Genomic DNA, 19,298 nt, shown 5'->3' on the forward strand with positions numbered 1-19,298 from the left:
ACCAAAATGAACTGGTTGCGACTCTCTTTTTGTTTTAATTATTATGATTTTCGTTTTATCAATATAACAGTCATAAGTAATGACCCTACAGCTATTAACTGTAATCCAACATTTGATTGTTTTTCACCTGTTTTTGGTAAATTAGATGAGCTGTTTTTAGTATCAGATTTGGGTGTCGTTTTAACCGCTTGTGTCTGTTTAACACTGCTTGAACTTGAGCTAGTACTGCTTGTTGTATCTGTTGATTTATTCACTGTAGCTTCAATTTCTGCCCACAAATTATCTAACTCTTCGATTGTTGTACTTTTATCAATTTTTTCAATGAACTGATCAGCTTGTTTTTGTGTCAGTTTACCTGTTTTAACCAATAGCCCTAATTGATATTTTGTATTATAAACTTTTTCATCAAAACTACTTTGATATAAATCTTTATTTAATTTTGCTAAATCAAGGGCGTCAGAATAAACTAAAGTTACTTCTTTTATTGTTGTTGCTTTTTCTATACGCACTTGGAAATCTTCGTATTGAAACTGTGATAATTTCCCTTCATTTACCATATCAGTGATTAATAACGAAACATCTGATTTTGTGATAGCAAGACCATCTGGAATTGCTTCGCTTGTAGACTCTGTTGTCGTTTCAGTCGAATTAGTCGTCACTTGACTAATTGACTCACTTTCTTTTGTTTCTGTTGATGAATCAACAGCTTGACTAATATTACCAACCATTAATGTACTTATTAAAATACTACTCCAAATTAACTTTTTCATGTCAATTACCTCCTTAACAACAAAATATTACAACTTCGTTACTCCTTTGTAACATTATTGTAACATTTATTTGATAGTTCGGCAATAATAAACATCCATTTTAAAGTCTGTTAATCGATGATAATATCTTGAACTGGATTAGCCCAATGATTCGTTGGACCATGTCCATGTCCAACAAATATCTCTTGTTCTATCGCACCTTGAATAAAACTTTTCGCAATGTGTATAGCTTCTTTAACCGACTTTCCTTTTGCTATTTCAGCTGCTATGCATGATGAAAATGTATCGCCCGTCCCATGTGTTTTAATCGTTTCAATGCGTTTTGAACTCATCCAAAATGTCTCACCATTTTCTAGTAAGACAAAGTCTTTTGCCAAAATATCTGTTGAATGACCTCCCTTTATTACCACATTTTTGACACCCATTTCTTGTAAAACGTGTGCTGCTTGAATCATATCTTCGCTTGTTTTTATCTCTTGCTGAATTAATTCTTCTGCTTCTGGAATATTTGGGGTTAACACCGAAGCTAGTGGGAGTAACTCTTCTTTAATGCAATCTACCGCTTCTTTTTGTAATAGCGAATGCCCTCCTTTAGCAATCATCACAGGATCTACAATCAGTGGGCCAAAATCCACTTCTTTTAGTTTTTGAACAACGATTTGAACATGTTCTTTATCGGCAAGCATCCCTGTTTTACATGCTCGAATACGAAAGTCAGCTGCCAAAGAATCAAATTGTTCCGCAACAAAGTCACATGGTATCGGTAAACTACTTTGTACACCTAATGTATTTTGTGCAGTCAAGGCAACGACAATACTCATGCCAAAAACATCTCTTGCTTGAAATGTCTTTAAGTCTGCTTGGATTCCTGCTCCACCACCTGAATCACTTCCGGCAATGGTTACTACTTGAGGGGTTTGGTTAACGGTCATGATGATTTTTCTCCTTTATACTTACAATCTGTTTCTTTAAGGCTTGTGTTTTTTTCGCTACATCATCAGCTTGCATAATGTCACTCACAATCGCGACACCTGAAATATCTGTATCACGTAATGCAGCCATATTTTCTTCTTTAATCCCGCCAATCGCGACAACTGGTAATTGTGCTGCGTGAATGATATCTTGCAAAACTGAGATATCCGTTGTTGGAGCATTTTCTTTCGTCGTTGTTGGAAACATGGCCCCGACACCTAAATGGTCTGCTCCTTGTTCTTTGGCCTCAAGTGCTCGCTCAACGGTTTTAGCTGAGACACCTAACCATTTATCCGGACCAATCAACTGACGTGTCACATCAACTGGCAACTCATCATCTCCAATATGCACACCAGCTGCATCAACAGCCAAACACACATCGACTCGGTCATTGATAATAAGAGGTATGCCATATTTATCCGTAATACCTTTAATTGCTAACGCTTTTTGATAAAATTCTCGTGTGCTAGCTTTTTTTTCTCTTAATTGGACAAGTGTCACACCATTTTTACAAGCTTCCTCTACTCTGGTTAAAAAGACGTCATCAGATAACCCATCTGAATTTGTCACTAAATATAATGTTAATGCCTCATCAATCATAACCAATCTCCTTTTATCCTGTTTTGCCATAACTCATTTTGTTTTAATAATGATAATTGATTCAATGTTTCTTCGCGAATGCTCGCAATTTTCGCGTCATTTTGAACTATTTCTAATGCTTCTTCACCACACAAATTAAAATAGCTTACTGCCTGTAAAACACTTGGCAATACATCCACCCCACTACCTAAAAGTGTTGCAATTAATGCCCCAACGACGTCTCCCGTCCCTGTGAATTTATCTAATGCCTCAATGCCATTTTGTAGCAAGACAACTTGTGATTGATACACCACTAAATCACTTGGTCCTGTCGCTAAAAAACACGTATTTGGATGGATTTTAGCTAGTGCTAATAGTCCTTCTTCTAATTCTTTCATCGCTAACAAATCTTGGTCTTCTTCTGCTGCATCGACACCTTTTCCATGACTGGCTAAATTACATAACGTTCGCATTTCTGACACATTGCCTTTGACAACAGTTGGTTCAAGAGATAATAATTTGTTGGCTACTTCTTTTCGTATTCTTGAACTAGAGACGCCGACATTATCTACAACGATAGGGACGTTACGTTTATGAGCCTCGTCCATAGCTAATACCATAGCTGTTTCTTTTTCTTCTGATAAATGGCCAATATTGATTAACACGCCACCTACTTGTTCATATAAATCTGAAAAATCTCGCGTATCTTCTGTCATAATTGGTTTTCCTCCAATGTATAACACACTATTTGCGACCGTTTCACATGTCACTGAGTTCGTAATACAATGCACTAGGGGAGAAGGTATTAGAGGAAAGGGTGTTTGAAATTGATTAACTCGTAACATGTTGCTCGTCACCTACTTTCTCATTAAAAAAAATCGCTTGAATTCGTTGAAACGTTGGTACATTCGCTAACTTTTTCATCACGATAAAAGCTACAAACGAACCAATCACCGCACCACCAATAAATCGTGGTGTATAGAAAAACCAGTACATACCATTACGACTTCCTGTAAACCAAGCCATAACAGGATAGGATAATAATGAGCCAATAATTCCTGTTCCTAGAAACTCACCAAACATCGCACTGTAAATTGTTGGATAAATTTTGTAAAATATTCCAGCAAGTAATGCACCAAAAACAGCACCTGTTAAGGCTAGTGGTGGAATGCCTAGAAGCATCATCCGTAATACGCCACAGACAAGTGCCATAATCGTGCCGTAAAAAGGTCCCATTAGCATCACACCAATCACATTCATTACACTAGACATTGGTGCCATCCCTTCGATGCGAAAGAGTGGTGATAACACCACATCCATCGCAACCATTAGAGATAAAATCAATAGTTTTTTTAAATTAGTAGTTTGAGACGGCATCTTTTTCTCCTTCTGGCCATTTTTGATGTGTGTATGCCATTTCCCAAAACAGGTATTCCATTTGAGCACTCACATAAAAGGCCTCAATCATTTTTTCTTGTTCTTCCTTGTCGCTTTCTTCGTACAGTCGATTCAGTAAAGCACATTGATGAGCGACTTCTTCTTTTGATTCTTCACCAGAGTACGTTTCAATCCATCGTTGATACAACTGATGAGGAGAACCTGTTTTAATTAATTCAGTCCCAATTTCTTGGTACAACCACGCACACGGTAGTAACCCTGCGACTGCACTATTTGGTGTGCCATCAATTAATTGACGATACATATGCGACACATAATTATAAGCAGTCGGGGCAATTTCAGTGCTAGCAACTTCTTCATCTGTAATGCCTAACTCAGTAAAGAAATCCTCTCTAATACTCATCTCACCTTCTTTTAAGTGATCCGCTCCTGTTAGTAACATCTCTTTTACTTCTTCATCTTCTACTTGTTCTGCTATCAAACGGTGAAGTTTGCTAAAATGTTCTAAGTAGTACCCATCTTGAATCAAATAATAGCGAAATGCTTCATCTGATAGCGTTCCTTCTTGAAGTCCTGCGACAAATGGATGAGTAAAACTTCCTTCCCAATAAGGTGCTGATTTCTCTCGTGCAATGTTTGTAAACATCTTTCTTCCTCCTAAGTAATGATTAATATAAATTGTGATATAACCGTTAATACGCCTAATGTAGCTAAACTTTTAGGACACACTTTATATTGTGTGTAATGCGTCCTTTCGCCTTCTTCATCAAATCCTCTTGAAAACATGGCTTCTGTGTAACTGTCCCGCCAATGATTAGCGACAAAAATCACTTTTAAATACATCAATGGCGAATAAAAATGGAGTTTTTTTCCACGAAATAAACTGGCTTCTCTTAGTGCCACAATCTCTCGTTGAATCACAGGCATCGCATGTAAAACAACTAAAATGCCATAAACAAATGACGCTGGTAATTTTTTTTGCTCTAAAATTAAGAGTAATTCTTCTAAGTCGACCCCAAATGCAAACACCATGCCAATGGCAGCAAAAGCAAAGGTTCGACTCACTAGAACAAGACCATAATCAGGATTATTTCCATATAGATAAACTGACCAATACGTTCCTAAAGCTGGAATTAATGGAAAAAAAACTAAACCAAACAACCCAAACCATTTTTTCTTACTAATAAGATATAAAGCACTGACTAACACAACAAACCAATTTAACTGAATAGATGAGGTAAATGATAATTCAATAGTCAAAAGTAGTAGTAGTCCGCTTAGCACTAAAGCAGAACTTTTCGTCACTGACATCCTTTATCCCCTCCCCAACCGAATAATCTTGTTGCCATAATTGTTTCTTATCTAAATGCACATGATGTTGACTAACGCCATGAAGTGGTGCCAATCGATGCGAAATAATCATCATATCTTGTCTGTTTGCTTGCCTTTTAAACCAATTAGCAAAATAGTTAGCAGCACGTTCATCTAAACCTGAAAACGGCTCGTCTAATAATAAAAACGGCACATCTAAACTCAACATCGTCAATAATTGAATACTTTTTTTCTGTCCTTCACTTAGATGGAACACGCTTCGATTAAGTAGTGGTTCCAATCCTAAAAACTCAATCGCTTCCTGTCTTTGACGTTTAGCGTCCTCCCACTGATACTCGCTATAAATAAATTCTTCAGCTGGTGTGAGTGTCACAAATTGTTTTTCCGCTTCTTGAGTAACTAAGGATAATGTCTGATATAGCGTACGGCTTTTTTTAAGCTTTTTATCGTATAAAAACATCTTGCCTTTATAACGATGACATTGTGCTATCGAACGAAACAACGTTGATTTTCCTGTTCCATTATCTCCTGTCAGTGTCGTGATTCCTTTAGAAAAATGAAAAGAATCTTGACTTAGTAGCTCGCGTTTATTTTGCTTGTATCTGACATCCTCTAATCTTAAAATGACATCTGTTGGCGCTCTATGATCCGTCAATAGCACATTTGTCTGTTCTTGCTTTAAAAGAGCTAATGGAACGTTTTGTAATACTTGATTATCTAGTGTCACCCATGTATCAACCACTTCAGCATAATCATTAAAATCATGGTCGCAAATAATAATCGTCTTACCTTGATGTTTTAATTGATGTAACTGTTGAATTAATAATTTTCTTGTTTTAGGATCAATACTGGCAAACGGCTCATCTAATAATAAAAATGGACTTCTCATCGCTAAGAGAACTGTTAATGCCGCACGTTGTTTTTCCCCACCTGATAACGTAGATAACTGCCTATCTAATAATTCTGTCGTATCGGCTAATAGGACGGCTTCTTGCATTTGTTCCGTAATATCACTAGGTTTTGTTTGCAAATTTTCTAAAACAAAAATAATTTCACGACGTAGTGTTTTCATTGTAAATTGTTGCCCTGGATTTTGAAACATCATGCCAATCTGTCTAGCCTTATCAGACATACTCGCTTGTGTTAAACTCTTTCCATCAACGGTAATCGTGCCCGAGTATGACACATCAGCAAATCCGGCAATGGCTTTTAATAACGTTGATTTACCACTACCACTGGCACCAGATAGCAAAATAAATTCATGAGGAGAAAAACCAAAGTCAACCTGACGTAACACCTCTTTGTCGCCACGTTTAATCGTCAACTCACTTAATTCAATTCCTCTCATTCGTTTACTACCGAAAGATCTTGTGATCGGTTATAAAGCTTCATGACCATTGACACAACAACAACGCCAAAGAACGTCACCGACAAAAATCGCACAGCAAGAAGTGATAAAATCATCCTAATTGAATACGTTCCATAACCAAATTTAAAAAATTCATACACAAAACTTAAGACCGTTGTGCCAATTGCTCCGTAGAATAATGGCACGATGTCGTAGCGTTTATATCGTGTTACCATAAACCCTAGTTCTGTTCCAAGACCTTGGAAAAAACCTGAAATAAGAACACCTGGTCCAAAATATGTTCCATACAACATCTCTGCTAATGCAGCCAACATTTCTCCTAAAATTGAACTTCCTTTTCTAGGAATTAATATCCCTGCCATCGGTGCAGCCATTGTCCATAAACCAAATAATAGTTCATTAGCAAAAGGACTTAACCCAAGGGGCGTTAATACAGCTGATAAACCAGCATATAAAAATCCTGCTCCCATAAATACACCACCAAATAAAAAGGCTAATAATGCTAACAAAACAACCTGACGTAACGTCCATTTTTCCTTCATTTTACCCATCTCCCTAATTTTATTTACCTTTATGTCCATCAAAATATACTAAATAAGTGTTAATTTTAAATATAAAAAAACCTCCTTTTTTCTATAATAAGAAACAAAGGAGAGTTGCTTTTGATGATTCATCTTGATAAAAATTGACACTTTTCCAATAAAAAAGCCCGTCCAAATAAATTGGATGGGCGTAAATAGACCTAGGTTCAATGTTTTCATCATAAATGATACATTTCTCTTCGCCAGTACTAACTGGAGCAGATTCCATGGGTATAATCTCAGCTTTACGCACCCCAAATGTTTCTAGTATTTAATTCTACTCAAATATAACACGCTTTCATAAAAATAGCCAACCATTTTCACAAATGTTTATAAAAATAGTGTGTTAAAATTATTGTTCTACTTTTTTAACGACTATTGATGGAATAGTTATTGTCCCACCTATTGTTGATTTATAACTCAATAGTCCCATTGAATAACCTGATATTGTAATATAGTCATCTTCTAGAACACGTGATGAAACGAGTTTACTTTCATACTCGGCATACACGATAGTATCATGATTTCCATCAACTGCTATACGAAGTTGTGTGTCTTTATCATTTTCTAATACCTGAACTACTTTGCCAGAAAACTTAACTTTTTTCATCATATAATCATCAGGTGTTCTAGCTAACTGTTGATACGTAATACCTGTATCATAGCCTTTAGCATCTTCCTCAGCTTTTTCTTTCGCTCGTTTATCTTGCTCTTCTTTTTGTTTTTTACGTTCATCTTCTTCCTTTTTTGCTTTGTCTTCAAGCTCTTTTATTTTATCAGACAATTCATTAATGACTGTTCCATCAACATATGCTTTTTGTTCGTCGTTTAATTGTTCATATGCTTTTTTCGCTAGTTCCACTTTTTCCTTATGCTCTAGACTTATAAGCGTCACACTTGGTAGCGTACTTAATTGATTAGATACTTTCTGAGCTATCTCAACATTTTTCTGTTGTTTTTCTAAATCAGCATCAGCGAGTTGCTCGTATGGTGACATTTTTTCTTTATAATCATAATATAAAGACTTTTGTTTATCTATGTCTCCATATGCGAATCTAATCTGTTCTCGTAACTGTTGATTTACATCAATGATTCTAATTAAAAATATCCACATCAGAATAAACCAAATAAATTTCAACGGCAAAATAATACTCAATGCTACCTTAGTCTTTTTACCGTATCTGTTATTTTTCCATAGTAAAAACAATCCTAAAGGAAAAAATACAATTAGTGAAATGATTAAAAACCATTCTGTTCTCATCATCTCTTTAATCTTATAACCCACATTTTCTTTCTCCAATACCTTCACTCCTAATTTTTTTAATCAACTAGAATAAGTTTATATATTTATATTCAATAATTCTATAAAATAGGTTAATTGTAGAATCAAGTTAGCCACCCTAAAATAATAAAAAAACACCATGGTAAAAATTCATGTATCATTGAAGTATCTACCCAACAACGAAAGGAATTTTTATCATGGCGCAAATTCAGAATACCACACAAAAATTGACTTATAAACATCTTTCCTTTGAAGAAAGACAACTTATTGAAGTTTGGCATAATAGAGGTGATTCTAATAGAGCAATCGGTAAACGATTAGGTCGACACCATCAAACAATAAACAATGAGCTAAAACGTGGTACAACAACGCAAATCAAAGAAAATAAAAAGCCTAGACAACTCTATTTTGCTGAGACAGGACAAGCTAAATATATAGAAAATAGAAAGCGTTGTGGTGCTAATTCTAAGCTAGCCAGTGCTGTTGACTTTATTAATTATGCCTGTAAACAGATTATTGATTTTAATTGGTCACCAGATGCAATTGTTGGTTTTACCAAGTCCATGAGGACCTGGAATACACCTACTGTCTCTACTAAGACACTTTATAATTATATTGATAGTGGCTTTTTACCTATTAGAAACCATCATCTCAAGATGAAGATCAGACTCTCACCTAAAAAGAAAAGAAGTCGTAAGCATAAAAAAGAACTAGGAAAATCGATTGATGAACGACCAAGTACAGTTGATGATAGAAAAAACTTTGGTCATTGGGAAATAGATAGCGTTATTGGTTCAAAATCTAAAGATGATAATGCTATACTTACTCTTGTTGAAAGAAAAACGCGTTACATGATCACTGTTGTTTTAGATGATCATACAGAAGAGTCTGTTTGTTATACTGTTAATCAATTAAAATCTGAGTTCGGACAAGTTAATTTTAGCAAGATGTTTCAATCAATTACTGCTGATAATGGTAGTGAATTTAGCTCGCTTCATGATACTCTCCAACAAATAACGGATGTCTATTTTGCTCATCCTTATTCTTCTTGGGAACGAGGTACAAATGAAAGACATAATGGTTTATTAAGACAATTTATTCCGAAAGGAACTCCAATCTGCAACTACTCAAAACAATTCATTCAACTGGCTACTGAAAAAATTAATCTTTTACCACGTAAAATCTTAAATTATAGACAACCAGCTACATTATTTTTAGAAGAAATTCAAAAGCTTAAAATCAAAACATGTTGGTAAGGATGGATTTTAATAGAATAACACAAAAAATTAGATGTTTTTACCTAGGTGGCTAACTTAATATTGCAATTTAGAAATTCTATAAAATAATCAATATATTACTATATAGGAGTATATAAAAAAATAAAGACACAAATAAAAGCACGTTTATTCAAATGAACAAACGTGCCATTGTTTTTTTAATTTTCTGGTATATCTGTGACAAACTCAATTGCCTCAAGTTTAAATAAATCAGTTAACAACTCATTTACCACTTTAAACAACTCATCTTCTGACTCATAAGTTTGTTTAACTTCTTTTTCACCAGATTGCGTTTCAAAACGTAATCCTTGATAAGATTCAAAAATATTTACGGTATTCAATGTGTTTTCAAATACATCGTAATCCCCAGCTACGTCATATTCTTGACGCTCTTTGTAACCATGTTCTCTTAAAATTGGACGTAACAAGGAAACAACATCAAGATTAGGAATGGCGGTTGTTTTTCCAGCTATCTCTACATCATAAGTCGGTGTTGCAGTTGTTGGACAAACATTACATCCACCATGAACAATTTCTGTGGTACAATGAATGACAATTTTTTCCATTTTATCTCACCTTTGCTTTTTCTATGATTAATTTGTTTATATTATAACATAGTAATCTAATCTTCTAACGAAAAGCATATGTGATTTCTGTAATACCAAACATCATAAAGTAAAATCCTACTAAAAAGCTTAAGGTTAAAGCGGACGATACCGGATTCATTAATAACATAAACCCAACAATCACACCTAAAATATTAATAATAATAGAGAACCAATAATAACCTGTACTACTGTTTTTTAAGGCACCTGAACTAAACAAACCAACAAAAGAATCTACTAAAAACCAAACAGCAAAAACAAAAGGTAATGCAATGACACCTGCTGAGATATTAAACAATAAAAAAATTCCAACAATTACATCAAATACCCCAACAATAATTGGCATTGTGGAAGATATTCCCGTAAACTCTCTGACTTTTTTTCTTAAAAATAATTCAAAAATCCCCTTTATAATAGCAAACATTCCAAACACGACCACAATGGCTACTAAATTTCCTGTTGGGTCTTGAAAAGACGTAAGTGAAGCAAAAATAAATAAAATCCCTAGTAAAAATGAAAACCAATCAAAACCATTTCGTTCATTTGACATAATCCTCTTCCTCTCTTAACTTCTATATTTATTATCATACTATTCTTTTGTAACTAAATTCGCAAGAAATTACACTTTCAATCTAAAAATAACATAATATATCATTATTTAATCACTAATAGCCACCAATCTTATTTCTCGTACATTTGTGTACATTGATAACTCCTCGATAACATCTGCATAAGTTAATGATTTTGGTAAATCAATTGTATACACATTTTTATAATACTTTTCACCATCTATAATTTGTACTTCAAACGTCACATCATCTATTTTCAATATGATGAGCATCAAAATAATGATTTATAAAATCTTTCGTTTCCTTTCGATGCACATATTGAATTTCTAAATTGTTAACTTTGGACACTGTAATAATCCTTTTAACCAAAGAAAGAGAAAACATAATTGAAAGAAAGCCTAGTATCGTAACCAAATAAAATCCCATTCCTAATCCTATACCAATTGCAGCACATGACCATAGTGAAGCTGCCGTCGTCAATCCCGTAATACGTTGTCGTGTCACAATAATCGTTCCTGCACCCAAAAAACCAATCCCACTTACAACCTGAGCAATTAGTCTCGACTGATCAAATTTGACAATATGAGCAATATCAGGGTTTGATTTTACTAAACGAATTGCTTCTTGCGCTATTTCTTGCTGAATTAATGCAATAATTGTCGCACCTAGACATACCAATATATGCGTCTTCATTCCTGCTGGCCGATTCTTTTGTTCTCGCTCATAGCCAATTGTCCCTCCCATGACAATCGACAACCCTAATCTTAAAACAGTTTGAAATAATGCCAATAAAGTCATTACAACTCCTCCTTTTTTCTGATAACTTTATTATACCATTGGCACATTTTTATCTTCACTGTATACCATACCAATAACAATGATTTTACATTCGCTCTTTTACACCAGTTTTTATAAGAAACCAATTCATTGGATATGCTGTACAAAAACCTACTAACATAGCAATCTGCATCATAAACCAAAAAACTGGACTTGTTGGGGGAATCGCTCCTCCAAAACAATGAGGAAATACAACTAATTGACATAATGATACCGTAATATACATTCCGATTTGCCAACAAGATAAAGACAATGTGTCTGCTTTTATAGCCGCTAAAATCCCCTCTTTTCTAGACAAATGCTTCATAGGCACAATAGCAAAATATTGAAACATAATGCCGATACAAAGTGCAAGAATAAAGGCTAAAACAAATCCAGAGAATAATTTTTGAGAGAAAATAGTAGGATAGCCACCAAAAATATAGAGTGTTGGAAAAAAATATAAAAGCCATTCTATCATCAAGTCAGCTAAACTGCATCCAGCTCCACAATGACATGTTCCAATAAAAACAGACACAGCCATCGGTTTTGGGTTCATTGAATTTTCCATGTTCATCGAACCATCCATTACCATCTCATGTGATGAGTTATTTTCACCCCACTTTTTGTAAGCTATAACCCATATAATTGAACCAAATAAAGCTGTTAATGGCCAAACAAGAGTCATTATTTTCATTTGTTGTGGATGTTTGATGATATCACATACAATATAAATAAAACAGATACTTGCGAGTATGATACTAACCCACGATAAAGCTGTTAACCAATAGGGTATAGTTAACATAATGATACCTCCTTCTAATGAATTATGTTCAGTATAGAGGCTTACCTCGAAAAAAATGTGATCTTCCAATGACTTTAATCTTAAAAATGACAACATCTTATTTTTAATTACTCTAATCTGTTTTATAATAAATCTTAGTCATTTTACTGACATAAAGGAGAAAATATGAAAAAGATATTAAACATAATCGTTGGAGTTATGGTGAGTTCGTTAATTATTATATTGTTATTTATTGGTTATCTCACTGTAAATGAATACAAACCTAAAAAAATGGAAGATTTAACCATTACGAATGGAAAAAAAGAGTTAATAAAGCACCATGATATTTCATTGTTAACACTAAATATTGGTTATGGGGGCTTATCTAACTCCGAAGATTTTTTTATGGATGGTGGAAAAACGGTTCAACCAAAATCAAGTGAGTTTATAAAACAAAACTTAACTGGTATTATAAACATGTTAAAAGAGCATCCTTCTGATATTTATCTTTTACAAGAAGTCGATATTAATTCAAAACGCTCATATTATATAAATCAAAAAAGTATATTGTCAACATCACTTCATATGCCTAGTGTTTTTGCTTACAATTTCAATGTTCCCTATGTTCCCTTTCCCTTACCTCCAATTGGCAAAGTAGAAAGTGGTATAGCGACTATGACTAACTTAAATATGAATGAAGCCAAACGTATCGCATTACCAAATCCTTTTCCATGGCCAATCAGCCTAGCTAATTTAAAACGTGCATTGCTTGAAACAAGATTTCCTATTAAGGATAGCAAAAAAGAATTAGTTGTTTTTAATTTACATTTGGATGCCTATGATGACGGACAAGGGAAGATCGAACAAAGTAAATTACTAAAAAAAATGATTGAAACAGAATATAACAAAGGTAATTATGTCATTGCCGGGGGAGATTTTAATCAAGTCTTTGATGGAAGTCATCCCTTTCCAAACACAGGACAGAATGGATGGAAACCTGGGAGTATTAGTTCAACTGATATCCCTGACCATTTCTCTTTTTCATATGATGATACCCATCCATCAGTCAGAGTATTAAACCATGCTTTTACTGGTAATTATGAATCCTCTCAAGTCTATGTGATTGATGGCTTTATCGTTTCAGATAATATCAAAGTTAAACGAACGAATAGTTTTGACTACAACTTCAAATACACTGATCATCACCCTGTACAAACCATTATTCATTTACAAGATTAGTGTTACTATTATCTATAGCTGTAAAATTTCTACTGTCGGTAAATTGTGTTACCAACAGTAGAAATTATAGAGCCAAAAAAGATGATAAATCTGAGATTGCTCTCACGTTTATCATCTTATAAATTTAACTCATCAGTCCAATTTAACAGAGCCATTTTTTAAATGAATAATTTAATAACTTTATTTAAATTTATACTTTTTTAAAATAAAATACAAAATACTTGTTAATAAGAAAAATACTATTACTATATAAACCATTATTATAAATTTATTATTACTATCTTCTTTGTTACTTTCAACTATACTATCCATATCATCTGTTTCTTTAGAATCCAGTTTAATTTTACTAGTAAACTTCCAATTTTTTTTCCCGTTAGTTATAGTTGTAGTAGTAATATAGTTTCCATCATCTAAGTTAGCCTTGTCAAACATAGGTATCTCTATATCTGAATTAGGTGCCATAGTGTACTTATCAACAGAAAAGGTATCTAATACTTTATCTGATCCTTCCTTTTTTAAAGTACTTTCTATTTTAATATTATTTACTATTTTTGCAACATCATTTCTAAAACTAACATTAATATAATTATTTTTCACAAAGCTGTCATTATCTTTAAACCTAGTACTCAGTTCCTTATTGTTTTCTTTCAAAGATATAGTGTAAACATACGAATACTCGTTATCTATTGAAACAGATTCATTACTTACGTGGCTAGAAGTATTTTTTTTTGTTCCTGTAATTTTACAGCACCTAAAATAATACCGTCAAACTCTTTTTTAGGCAAATTAAGTTTGATTTCTAATTTTTTAGATTCATACGGTTTTAATTCAATTGATTTAGGTACATCTACAATATCAGTTAGTTTTAAAACATCTTCTTCTTTTATTTTAGTAGGTACTGTATAATTCAAGATTCCAGATGAACTGGTCGATGCATTTTGAACAGAAACATCTACCTTTAATGATTTATTCGTTTCATTTTTGACATTTGTTATTAAGGTTTGTTTACTATCTGGTTTTACTTCTAAGTCAAAATATGTGGCCTCTTTATCAATTTGATTTTTAGGTATTTCATTATAATATGAAAATTTTAGTTCATTAGACACACTGTCTTCATTTAAAGCATTAACACTAATCTCTAAAGTTATTAACATAAAATATATAATAAAGATAGAAAGCACTATTTTTTTCATTTTTTACACTCTTTCATCAATTAATTTCGTATTGATAGCTTAGATGATATTTTTCCTTTAACTGAATCTCTAGGTATAAAGCCAAAATCCCTGCTATCAACAGTACTATTTCGATTATCTCCTAAAACAAAATAATAGTCACTTGGCACCTCGTCTTTACCAACTACTTCTTGTAAACTAAAGTCTTCAGTAAGTATCATCGGCTCCATCATTTTCTTTTTATTATTTAAATACGGTTCATTTATATTTACATTGTTCACATATAATTCATCATCTTTATATTTTATTTTATCTGTAGGCATACCAATTACCCTTCTAACTAGATATTCATTAGGCCTATTGGGATTTCTAAAATAAATCAAATCAAAACGTTTTATAGAAGCATGCTTATCTATAATTAATATGTCATTATTACGAATATTAGGCGTCATAGAATAACCATCCATATATCCAATTGAGAAGAAAAATTGAAAAGAAACAATCACCGTAATAAATGCAATACTCATAGATATACTAAAGACTTTTATGTCAAATAGTTTAAAAAAAGTTGTATTCTTTTTATTCTTTTTATTCTTTTTATTCTTTTTATTCTTTTTATTCTTTTTATTCTTTTTATTCTTTTTATTCTTTTTATTCTTTTTATTCTTTTTATTCTTTTTATTCTTTTTGATTAATACCTTTTTGGATTTCTTTTCGTACATGTCGAGTAAATTATTTATCATATTAAATTTAAAAAAAGTCATTAAGTTCACCAAATATTTTTATACATTATTTTTTTTGCTTTAATGAGTCCTCATTAATCTTATAATACTCTAGTGCTTGTTTCTGGACAGATTTTATATTTTTTATATCCTCTTGGTACTCCCCTATATTACTTTTTATATTATTAAAATTTTCAGCGGCAACGTTGACACCAAATTGACCTAATCTAGAGTAATATCTATTTAATAATACTTGAGATTCTTTTGTTCCTCTATCACTTCCACTTTTAGAAGAATAAGTAGATATTTTTAGGGCTAATGAATGAATATTTTCTTCCGTTTTTTTAGAGTCATCTTTTTCTGCTACTTTAAGCTGTTCCTCTACTTGATTTAACAAATAATAACCAAAAACTAAATTATCCATATCTTCATCTTGCAAATTAGTCGACTGATACCACTTTAAATAAAAAGTTGATCCTCCCACTATAATTATCCCAATAATTGAAAGAAAGACTCTACGTATATATATTTTTTTTATTTTAGTAATATTGTTTAGTTCTCTCTTTACTTTCTTATTCTTTCTTTTTATATTTTTTAATTTCTTTATTTTTCCAGATAAAATCAGATTTCTGAAAAAAATACAAAAAAACTAATAAATAGTAAAATAGTGATTGAAAAACCAATAATCAGCAACCAATCAAATAAAGTCATATTAATTACACCCTTTTACTATTTTTTTCTTTTTTTACTTGTTTTTTTAGATACTTTCTTTTTAGTAATATATCTGTAAATCATATAAATCACTATAATAACAACTAATACACTCACTACTATTGTAATAACAAGTTTAATATTAATGCCTCTCTCTTGAACAACGTAAACATCAGATTGATTAAATTTATCTGCTTGTTCATCCGTTACAGTAAAATCCTGATCCCATTTCCATTCTTTTCCATATCCTTTTAAGACGACATGCGCTGTATATTCACCCGCTTGCATTAATTCACCATTAAGACTAATTGGAAATGTCATTAACGTATTCGGTGCCATAGAAATATCCGTTTTTTTTCTTGTATACAAAACATCTTTTTTACCCTTATTTGTTATATCTACATTTAATGTTCGTAAATTGGCAATCATCGGCTGAGTATTCGCAATATCCACTAACATAGCATTTCTATAGTTTTCTTGACCTGCATATGCTTTCCTTAGAGTAAAGTCCGGTTGAACTTCTTTTTGATTATTAAATAATGTTACCCCAAATAAAAAAGCCATTTTATTATTAATTGCGGCAGCAGATTTTTCTTTATTTTCCTCTTGACCTTTTTCCATTAACTGGATTCCTCCAGTGATAATTCCATCAAATTCAACATCTGGCATACTAATATCTAAAACCAGCATGGCTTTCCCTTTGGCAGGAACTTTAACTTCCTCTGGAACTTTGACCACATCGGATAAATCATATTCCATGGTTTTATCTTTCTTAAAATCACTTTTGGAATATTCAATTACACCACTTCCATTAGTTCTCGCTCCACTTAAGGAAACTAAAACTGTCGTTTCTTTATCACCATAATTTTCTATTTCAACCTCAACTTGTTGTTTTTGACCTGGTTTCATTAATAGATTTAGTGCTTCCCCTTCTCCAACTTGATTTTCTGGATGAATGACTTTCTTGGAAAAACCAGTTGCTGCAAAAACAGTAAAACTATTGACTATAAAAAAGACGCAAACTATAAAAAAAGTTACTACCAATTTATATCTTGACTTCATGACCTATCCTCACTTAAAAAAGTTTTTATTATCATAAATAGAAGCACTAAAAAAAGTATTTTTAGTGCTTCTATGATTATTAATTAGAAAATATTTTATCCTTCTGTACTTGAACTACCAATTTCAGCAATTGTCCAAGTAATTTCTGCTACATAAGCATCTTTAGTAGATAAAGGTGTACCAGCTGGAACAGTTAGTGTTACAGAATTTCCAGTTGTGTCTGTCTCATTAGCAGGAACTACTGAATCTCCTGCATATACTGGTCTACCAAATTCTAATGTATATGTACCCCATCCAGTTTTACTATCTGCAGCTAGAAAATCAACAGATTCATTGTATTTTAATGTTTTGCTTCCTGGGCTTTGCAAATCGATTGCTGTTTTAGCATCACTTATTTCAGTATTTACAAAAGCATTATCATAGCTAATTGTTGCTCCTGTTAACTCGTTTACTGAATTAGTAAATTGTTTTGTCATTTTTGCACTTAATTTCCAACCATCGCCTCTTTTATCTGCTGATCTTTTGTCTGTTACTTGAACAAAATTACCACGATCAGCTTGTGTACCATCAGCTTTAGTTATTGTTTGTTTTGTTGCTTTATATACCCCTGTTCCGGTTGTTACATTTTGTGTCTCAAAATTTAAATTAGATACCCAATCAACACGTAGAGCTCCGTCGTTCTTATTATCTTGTCCGTCACCTGGGTTTGTTGGTTTTTTATCAGGATCTGTTTCTGGTTTTTCAGGGTCTACTGGGCCTCCACCAGGTGTAGTATCTTCTTGATATTGAATTGTACCTGTTCCGGTAACATTTTTAGCATCTGCTGCTCCGGCTGCCGCAAGTGTTGATGGTGCGAATAAAGATACCCCCAATCCTAATAATGCTAAAGATGAAACTAATTTTTTTGCTTTCATTTTAAAATCCTCCTAATTTTTTTATGTCAACTCGGACAATGTCCAAGTGAGCTCAGTTTTATATTTTGCTGGATGTTTTGTCGATTTACTTGGGACAAACAGCCTAATCGCTGAATTTTTGTATACACCATTATTATTAAATAATGGATTGGTTACTGGTTGTCCTTCAGCATTTAGTAACGGTGTTAATGTTTTTTCAATTCCTTCAATCTCCCCTGTTGAACCAAAAACGATTTCCCAGGTTCCAGCTCCTTTTCCTGGTTCTGCTTTGGCGATAGGATATGAAGCACCAATCTGTTCAATTTTTATAGCATCTTTTACAATAGTAGGTGAGTATTCTTTACTCATTGTTGAATTTGCCCACTGCTTGTCAAAAGATAAAATCACCCCCTTTAATTCTTCCTTTTTATCATCATCACTATAAAATTGAGTATCCTGCTTAACAGATAACTCCCAACCTGATATCTCCCCTCTATTGTCCGTAATTTGAACATGATTAGGGCGAGCACTCCTAGTATCAGAGAATAGCTGTGCATTTACTTCATAGACACTATCCTTTGAACTAATTGCTTGTGCTCCAAAGTGTAAATTAGGGATAAAATCAAACCTCAACAATCCTGAAGTTGAAGTATACTCACTTTCGGGTACATTTATAGCTTCCTCTGGATGTTCTGGATCAACAGGAACAGTTTTTTCATCATTTACTTCATATTGTACAATACCATTTCCAGTTGTATTTTTTGCATCTGCTGCATAAGTAAGTTTAGTAGTACTTTGTATTAAAGTTAAGAAGAGTAAGCCTGATATAATTTTTTTATTCAACCCTCTCACCAACTTTCTTCTTTTTGAAAAAGATTAGACCTATTATTACGGTTACGATTGCTCCTCCAAATACAACTGAATATTTAATAACTTTTTCTCCAGTTTTTGGTAATAGCCCTCCACTTTTCTTTTTAGAAGATTCACTCGTTTGTTCTTTTTTTGAAGATGTTTGAGTTGATGAGTCTACCGTCGAATTAAAAAATTCAATATCTGCTGTTACTTTACCTTCATTTGTTTTTGTAGCACCCTCAACTATTATTGGTAGTAATAAACCACACATTATAACAATCGAAATGATATACTTTACTTTTTTTTAATCACC

Annotated in this window: 23 protein-coding genes, 1 pseudogene and 1 riboswitch; of the genes and pseudogenes, 2 read left to right on the top strand and 22 right to left on the bottom strand. The window is 32.8% G+C overall.

The genetic code is table 11. The features are described from left to right. Window positions 1–41: 41 nt before the first annotated feature. The 10 genes from BW731_RS07475 to BW731_RS07520 form a co-directional block, all read right to left on the bottom strand. Window positions 42–770, bottom strand: coding sequence for an LPXTG cell wall anchor domain-containing protein (locus BW731_RS07475; RefSeq protein ID WP_079347009.1), 729 nt, complete (start codon window positions 768–770; stop codon window positions 42–44). A gap of 110 nt (window positions 771–880) precedes the next feature. After that, a complete protein-coding gene (gene thiD / locus BW731_RS07480; RefSeq protein WP_079347011.1) occupies window positions 881–1,702 on the bottom strand; it encodes a bifunctional hydroxymethylpyrimidine kinase/phosphomethylpyrimidine kinase in 822 nt (273 codons plus the stop codon). Then, on the bottom strand, window positions 1,692–2,342 hold the full coding sequence (gene thiE, locus BW731_RS07485) for a thiamine phosphate synthase (protein WP_079347013.1): 651 nt from the start codon (window positions 2,340–2,342) through the stop codon (window positions 1,692–1,694). Before thiE ends, thiD begins: the two co-directional genes overlap by 11 nt. After that, the gene (locus BW731_RS07490; RefSeq protein ID WP_079347015.1) at window positions 2,339–3,166 is read right to left on the bottom strand and encodes a hydroxyethylthiazole kinase; all 828 of its coding nucleotides are present in this window, start codon (window positions 3,164–3,166) and stop codon (window positions 2,339–2,341) included. The genes thiE and BW731_RS07490 overlap by 4 nt, the downstream gene beginning before the upstream one ends. After that, window positions 3,153–3,698 carry an energy coupling factor transporter S component ThiW gene (gene thiW, locus BW731_RS07495; RefSeq protein ID WP_079347017.1) on the bottom strand — a complete coding sequence of 182 codons (546 nt, stop codon included), beginning with the start codon at window positions 3,696–3,698 and terminating at the stop codon, window positions 3,153–3,155. The genes BW731_RS07490 and thiW overlap by 14 nt, the downstream gene beginning before the upstream one ends. Continuing rightward, the gene (gene tenA, locus BW731_RS07500; RefSeq protein ID WP_079347019.1) at window positions 3,679–4,365 is read right to left on the bottom strand and encodes a thiaminase II; all 687 of its coding nucleotides are present in this window, start codon (window positions 4,363–4,365) and stop codon (window positions 3,679–3,681) included. The genes thiW and tenA overlap by 20 nt, the downstream gene beginning before the upstream one ends. Before the next feature lie 11 nt (window positions 4,366–4,376). Continuing rightward, window positions 4,377–5,030 carry an energy-coupling factor transporter transmembrane component T gene (locus tag BW731_RS07505; protein WP_079347021.1) on the bottom strand — a complete coding sequence of 218 codons (654 nt, stop codon included), beginning with the start codon at window positions 5,028–5,030 and terminating at the stop codon, window positions 4,377–4,379. Beyond that, complete coding sequence (locus BW731_RS07510; protein ID WP_079347023.1) at window positions 4,969–6,399, bottom strand: ABC transporter ATP-binding protein; 1,431 nt, start codon at window positions 6,397–6,399, stop codon at window positions 4,969–4,971. The genes BW731_RS07505 and BW731_RS07510 overlap by 62 nt, the downstream gene beginning before the upstream one ends. Next, window positions 6,396–6,962 carry an ECF transporter S component gene (locus BW731_RS07515; RefSeq protein ID WP_079347025.1) on the bottom strand — a complete coding sequence of 189 codons (567 nt, stop codon included), beginning with the start codon at window positions 6,960–6,962 and terminating at the stop codon, window positions 6,396–6,398. Before BW731_RS07515 ends, BW731_RS07510 begins: the two co-directional genes overlap by 4 nt. A gap of 217 nt (window positions 6,963–7,179) precedes the next feature. Further along, window positions 7,180–7,268, bottom strand: a riboswitch (TPP riboswitch). A gap of 85 nt (window positions 7,269–7,353) precedes the next feature. Beyond that, window positions 7,354–8,301, bottom strand: a complete 948-nt coding sequence (locus BW731_RS07520) for a hypothetical protein (protein WP_079347027.1) — start codon at window positions 8,299–8,301, stop codon at window positions 7,354–7,356. A gap of 179 nt (window positions 8,302–8,480) precedes the next feature. Between BW731_RS07520 and BW731_RS07525 the strand changes: the two genes are divergently transcribed. Next, a complete protein-coding gene (locus BW731_RS07525; protein WP_079346507.1) occupies window positions 8,481–9,539 on the top strand; it encodes an IS30 family transposase in 1,059 nt (352 codons plus the stop codon). Between the two features lie 179 nt (window positions 9,540–9,718). Here the strand turns inward: BW731_RS07525 and BW731_RS07530 are convergent, their stop codons facing one another. From BW731_RS07530 to BW731_RS07545, 4 genes and pseudogenes are all read right to left on the bottom strand, one after another. Then, window positions 9,719–10,126, bottom strand: coding sequence for a DUF4809 family protein (locus BW731_RS07530; protein WP_079347029.1), 408 nt, complete (start codon window positions 10,124–10,126; stop codon window positions 9,719–9,721). 64 nt (window positions 10,127–10,190) lie between these two features. Next, window positions 10,191–10,715, bottom strand: a complete 525-nt coding sequence (locus BW731_RS07535; RefSeq protein ID WP_079347031.1) for an HdeD family acid-resistance protein — start codon at window positions 10,713–10,715, stop codon at window positions 10,191–10,193. Window positions 10,716–10,823: 108 nt separating this feature from the next. Further along, a pseudogene (locus tag BW731_RS07540) lies at window positions 10,824–11,532 on the bottom strand (MgtC/SapB family protein). Between the two features lie 85 nt (window positions 11,533–11,617). Further along, window positions 11,618–12,355, bottom strand: a complete 738-nt coding sequence (locus BW731_RS07545; RefSeq protein WP_079347033.1) for a DUF4396 domain-containing protein — start codon at window positions 12,353–12,355, stop codon at window positions 11,618–11,620. Window positions 12,356–12,520: 165 nt separating this feature from the next. Here BW731_RS07545 and BW731_RS07550 point away from each other — a divergent pair, with 165 nt between their 5' ends. Next, window positions 12,521–13,573 (top strand): endonuclease, encoded by a 1,053-nt coding sequence (locus BW731_RS07550; protein ID WP_079347035.1) that lies wholly within the window; start codon window positions 12,521–12,523, stop codon window positions 13,571–13,573. Between the two features lie 180 nt (window positions 13,574–13,753). On the opposite strand, the gene BW731_RS07555 is transcribed toward BW731_RS07550, so the two are convergent. From BW731_RS07555 to BW731_RS07590, 8 genes are all read right to left on the bottom strand, one after another. Beyond that, a complete protein-coding gene (locus BW731_RS07555) occupies window positions 13,754–14,314 on the bottom strand; it encodes a WxL protein host-binding domain-containing protein (RefSeq protein ID WP_079347037.1) in 561 nt (186 codons plus the stop codon). Continuing rightward, complete coding sequence (locus BW731_RS07560; protein WP_079347039.1) at window positions 14,278–14,766, bottom strand: DUF916 domain-containing protein; 489 nt, start codon at window positions 14,764–14,766, stop codon at window positions 14,278–14,280. The genes BW731_RS07555 and BW731_RS07560 overlap by 37 nt, the downstream gene beginning before the upstream one ends. A 20-nt stretch (window positions 14,767–14,786) precedes the next feature. Beyond that, a complete protein-coding gene (lepB, locus tag BW731_RS07565) occupies window positions 14,787–15,509 on the bottom strand; it encodes a signal peptidase I (RefSeq protein WP_079347041.1) in 723 nt (240 codons plus the stop codon). Window positions 15,510–15,534: 25 nt separating this feature from the next. Beyond that, window positions 15,535–15,891 (bottom strand): hypothetical protein, encoded by a 357-nt coding sequence (locus tag BW731_RS07570; RefSeq protein WP_143592755.1) that lies wholly within the window; start codon window positions 15,889–15,891, stop codon window positions 15,535–15,537. A gap of 305 nt (window positions 15,892–16,196) precedes the next feature. Beyond that, window positions 16,197–17,240 (bottom strand): DUF3324 domain-containing protein, encoded by a 1,044-nt coding sequence (locus BW731_RS07575; protein ID WP_079347045.1) that lies wholly within the window; start codon window positions 17,238–17,240, stop codon window positions 16,197–16,199. 95 nt (window positions 17,241–17,335) lie between these two features. Then, on the bottom strand, window positions 17,336–18,154 hold the full coding sequence (locus BW731_RS07580) for a WxL domain-containing protein (protein ID WP_079347047.1): 819 nt from the start codon (window positions 18,152–18,154) through the stop codon (window positions 17,336–17,338). A gap of 21 nt (window positions 18,155–18,175) precedes the next feature. Continuing rightward, window positions 18,176–18,976, bottom strand: coding sequence for a WxL domain-containing protein (locus BW731_RS07585; RefSeq protein ID WP_158080178.1), 801 nt, complete (start codon window positions 18,974–18,976; stop codon window positions 18,176–18,178). Next, complete coding sequence (locus tag BW731_RS07590) at window positions 18,969–19,256, bottom strand: LPXTG cell wall anchor domain-containing protein (protein ID WP_079347051.1); 288 nt, start codon at window positions 19,254–19,256, stop codon at window positions 18,969–18,971. Before BW731_RS07590 ends, BW731_RS07585 begins: the two co-directional genes overlap by 8 nt. Window positions 19,257–19,298 lie beyond the last annotated feature (42 nt).

It is taken from the genome of Vagococcus martis (assembly GCF_002026305.1).
In the GTDB taxonomy this organism is placed as follows: Bacteria; Bacillota; Bacilli; order Lactobacillales; family Vagococcaceae; genus Vagococcus; species Vagococcus martis.

Excerpts from the sequence above, each read along its gene's own strand:
- BW731_RS07475 (WP_079347009.1), bottom strand. The coding sequence starts at position 770 with ATGAAAAAGTTAATTTGGAGTAGTATTTTAATAAGTACATTAATGGTT.
- thiD (WP_079347011.1), bottom strand. The coding sequence starts at position 1,702 with ATGACCGTTAACCAAACCCCTCAAGTAGTAACCATTGCCGGAAGTGAT.
- thiE (WP_079347013.1), bottom strand. The coding sequence starts at position 2,342 with ATGATTGATGAGGCATTAACATTATATTTAGTGACAAATTCAGATGGG.
- BW731_RS07490 (WP_079347015.1), bottom strand. The coding sequence starts at position 3,166 with ATGTTACGAGTTAATCAATTTCAAACACCCTTTCCTCTAATACCTTCT.
- thiW (WP_079347017.1), bottom strand. The coding sequence starts at position 3,698 with ATGCCGTCTCAAACTACTAATTTAAAAAAACTATTGATTTTATCTCTA.
- tenA (WP_079347019.1), bottom strand. The coding sequence starts at position 4,365 with ATGTTTACAAACATTGCACGAGAGAAATCAGCACCTTATTGGGAAGGA.
- BW731_RS07505 (WP_079347021.1), bottom strand. The coding sequence starts at position 5,030 with ATGTCAGTGACGAAAAGTTCTGCTTTAGTGCTAAGCGGACTACTACTA.
- BW731_RS07510 (WP_079347023.1), bottom strand. The coding sequence starts at position 6,399 with ATGAGAGGAATTGAATTAAGTGAGTTGACGATTAAACGTGGCGACAAA.
- BW731_RS07515 (WP_079347025.1), bottom strand. The coding sequence starts at position 6,962 with ATGAAGGAAAAATGGACGTTACGTCAGGTTGTTTTGTTAGCATTATTA.
- BW731_RS07525 (WP_079346507.1), top strand. The coding sequence starts at position 8,481 with ATGGCGCAAATTCAGAATACCACACAAAAATTGACTTATAAACATCTT.
- BW731_RS07530 (WP_079347029.1), bottom strand. The coding sequence starts at position 10,126 with ATGGAAAAAATTGTCATTCATTGTACCACAGAAATTGTTCATGGTGGA.
- BW731_RS07535 (WP_079347031.1), bottom strand. The coding sequence starts at position 10,715 with ATGTCAAATGAACGAAATGGTTTTGATTGGTTTTCATTTTTACTAGGG.
- BW731_RS07545 (WP_079347033.1), bottom strand. The coding sequence starts at position 12,355 with ATGTTAACTATACCCTATTGGTTAACAGCTTTATCGTGGGTTAGTATC.
- BW731_RS07550 (WP_079347035.1), top strand. The coding sequence starts at position 12,521 with ATGAAAAAGATATTAAACATAATCGTTGGAGTTATGGTGAGTTCGTTA.
- BW731_RS07560 (WP_079347039.1), bottom strand. The coding sequence starts at position 14,766 with ATGAAAAAAATAGTGCTTTCTATCTTTATTATATATTTTATGTTAATA.
- lepB (WP_079347041.1), bottom strand. The coding sequence starts at position 15,509 with ATGACTTTTTTTAAATTTAATATGATAAATAATTTACTCGACATGTAC.
- BW731_RS07570 (WP_143592755.1), bottom strand. The coding sequence starts at position 15,891 with ATGGATAATTTAGTTTTTGGTTATTATTTGTTAAATCAAGTAGAGGAA.
- BW731_RS07575 (WP_079347045.1), bottom strand. The coding sequence starts at position 17,240 with ATGAAGTCAAGATATAAATTGGTAGTAACTTTTTTTATAGTTTGCGTC.
- BW731_RS07580 (WP_079347047.1), bottom strand. The coding sequence starts at position 18,154 with ATGAAAGCAAAAAAATTAGTTTCATCTTTAGCATTATTAGGATTGGGG.
- BW731_RS07590 (WP_079347051.1), bottom strand. The coding sequence starts at position 19,256 with ATGTGTGGTTTATTACTACCAATAATAGTTGAGGGTGCTACAAAAACA.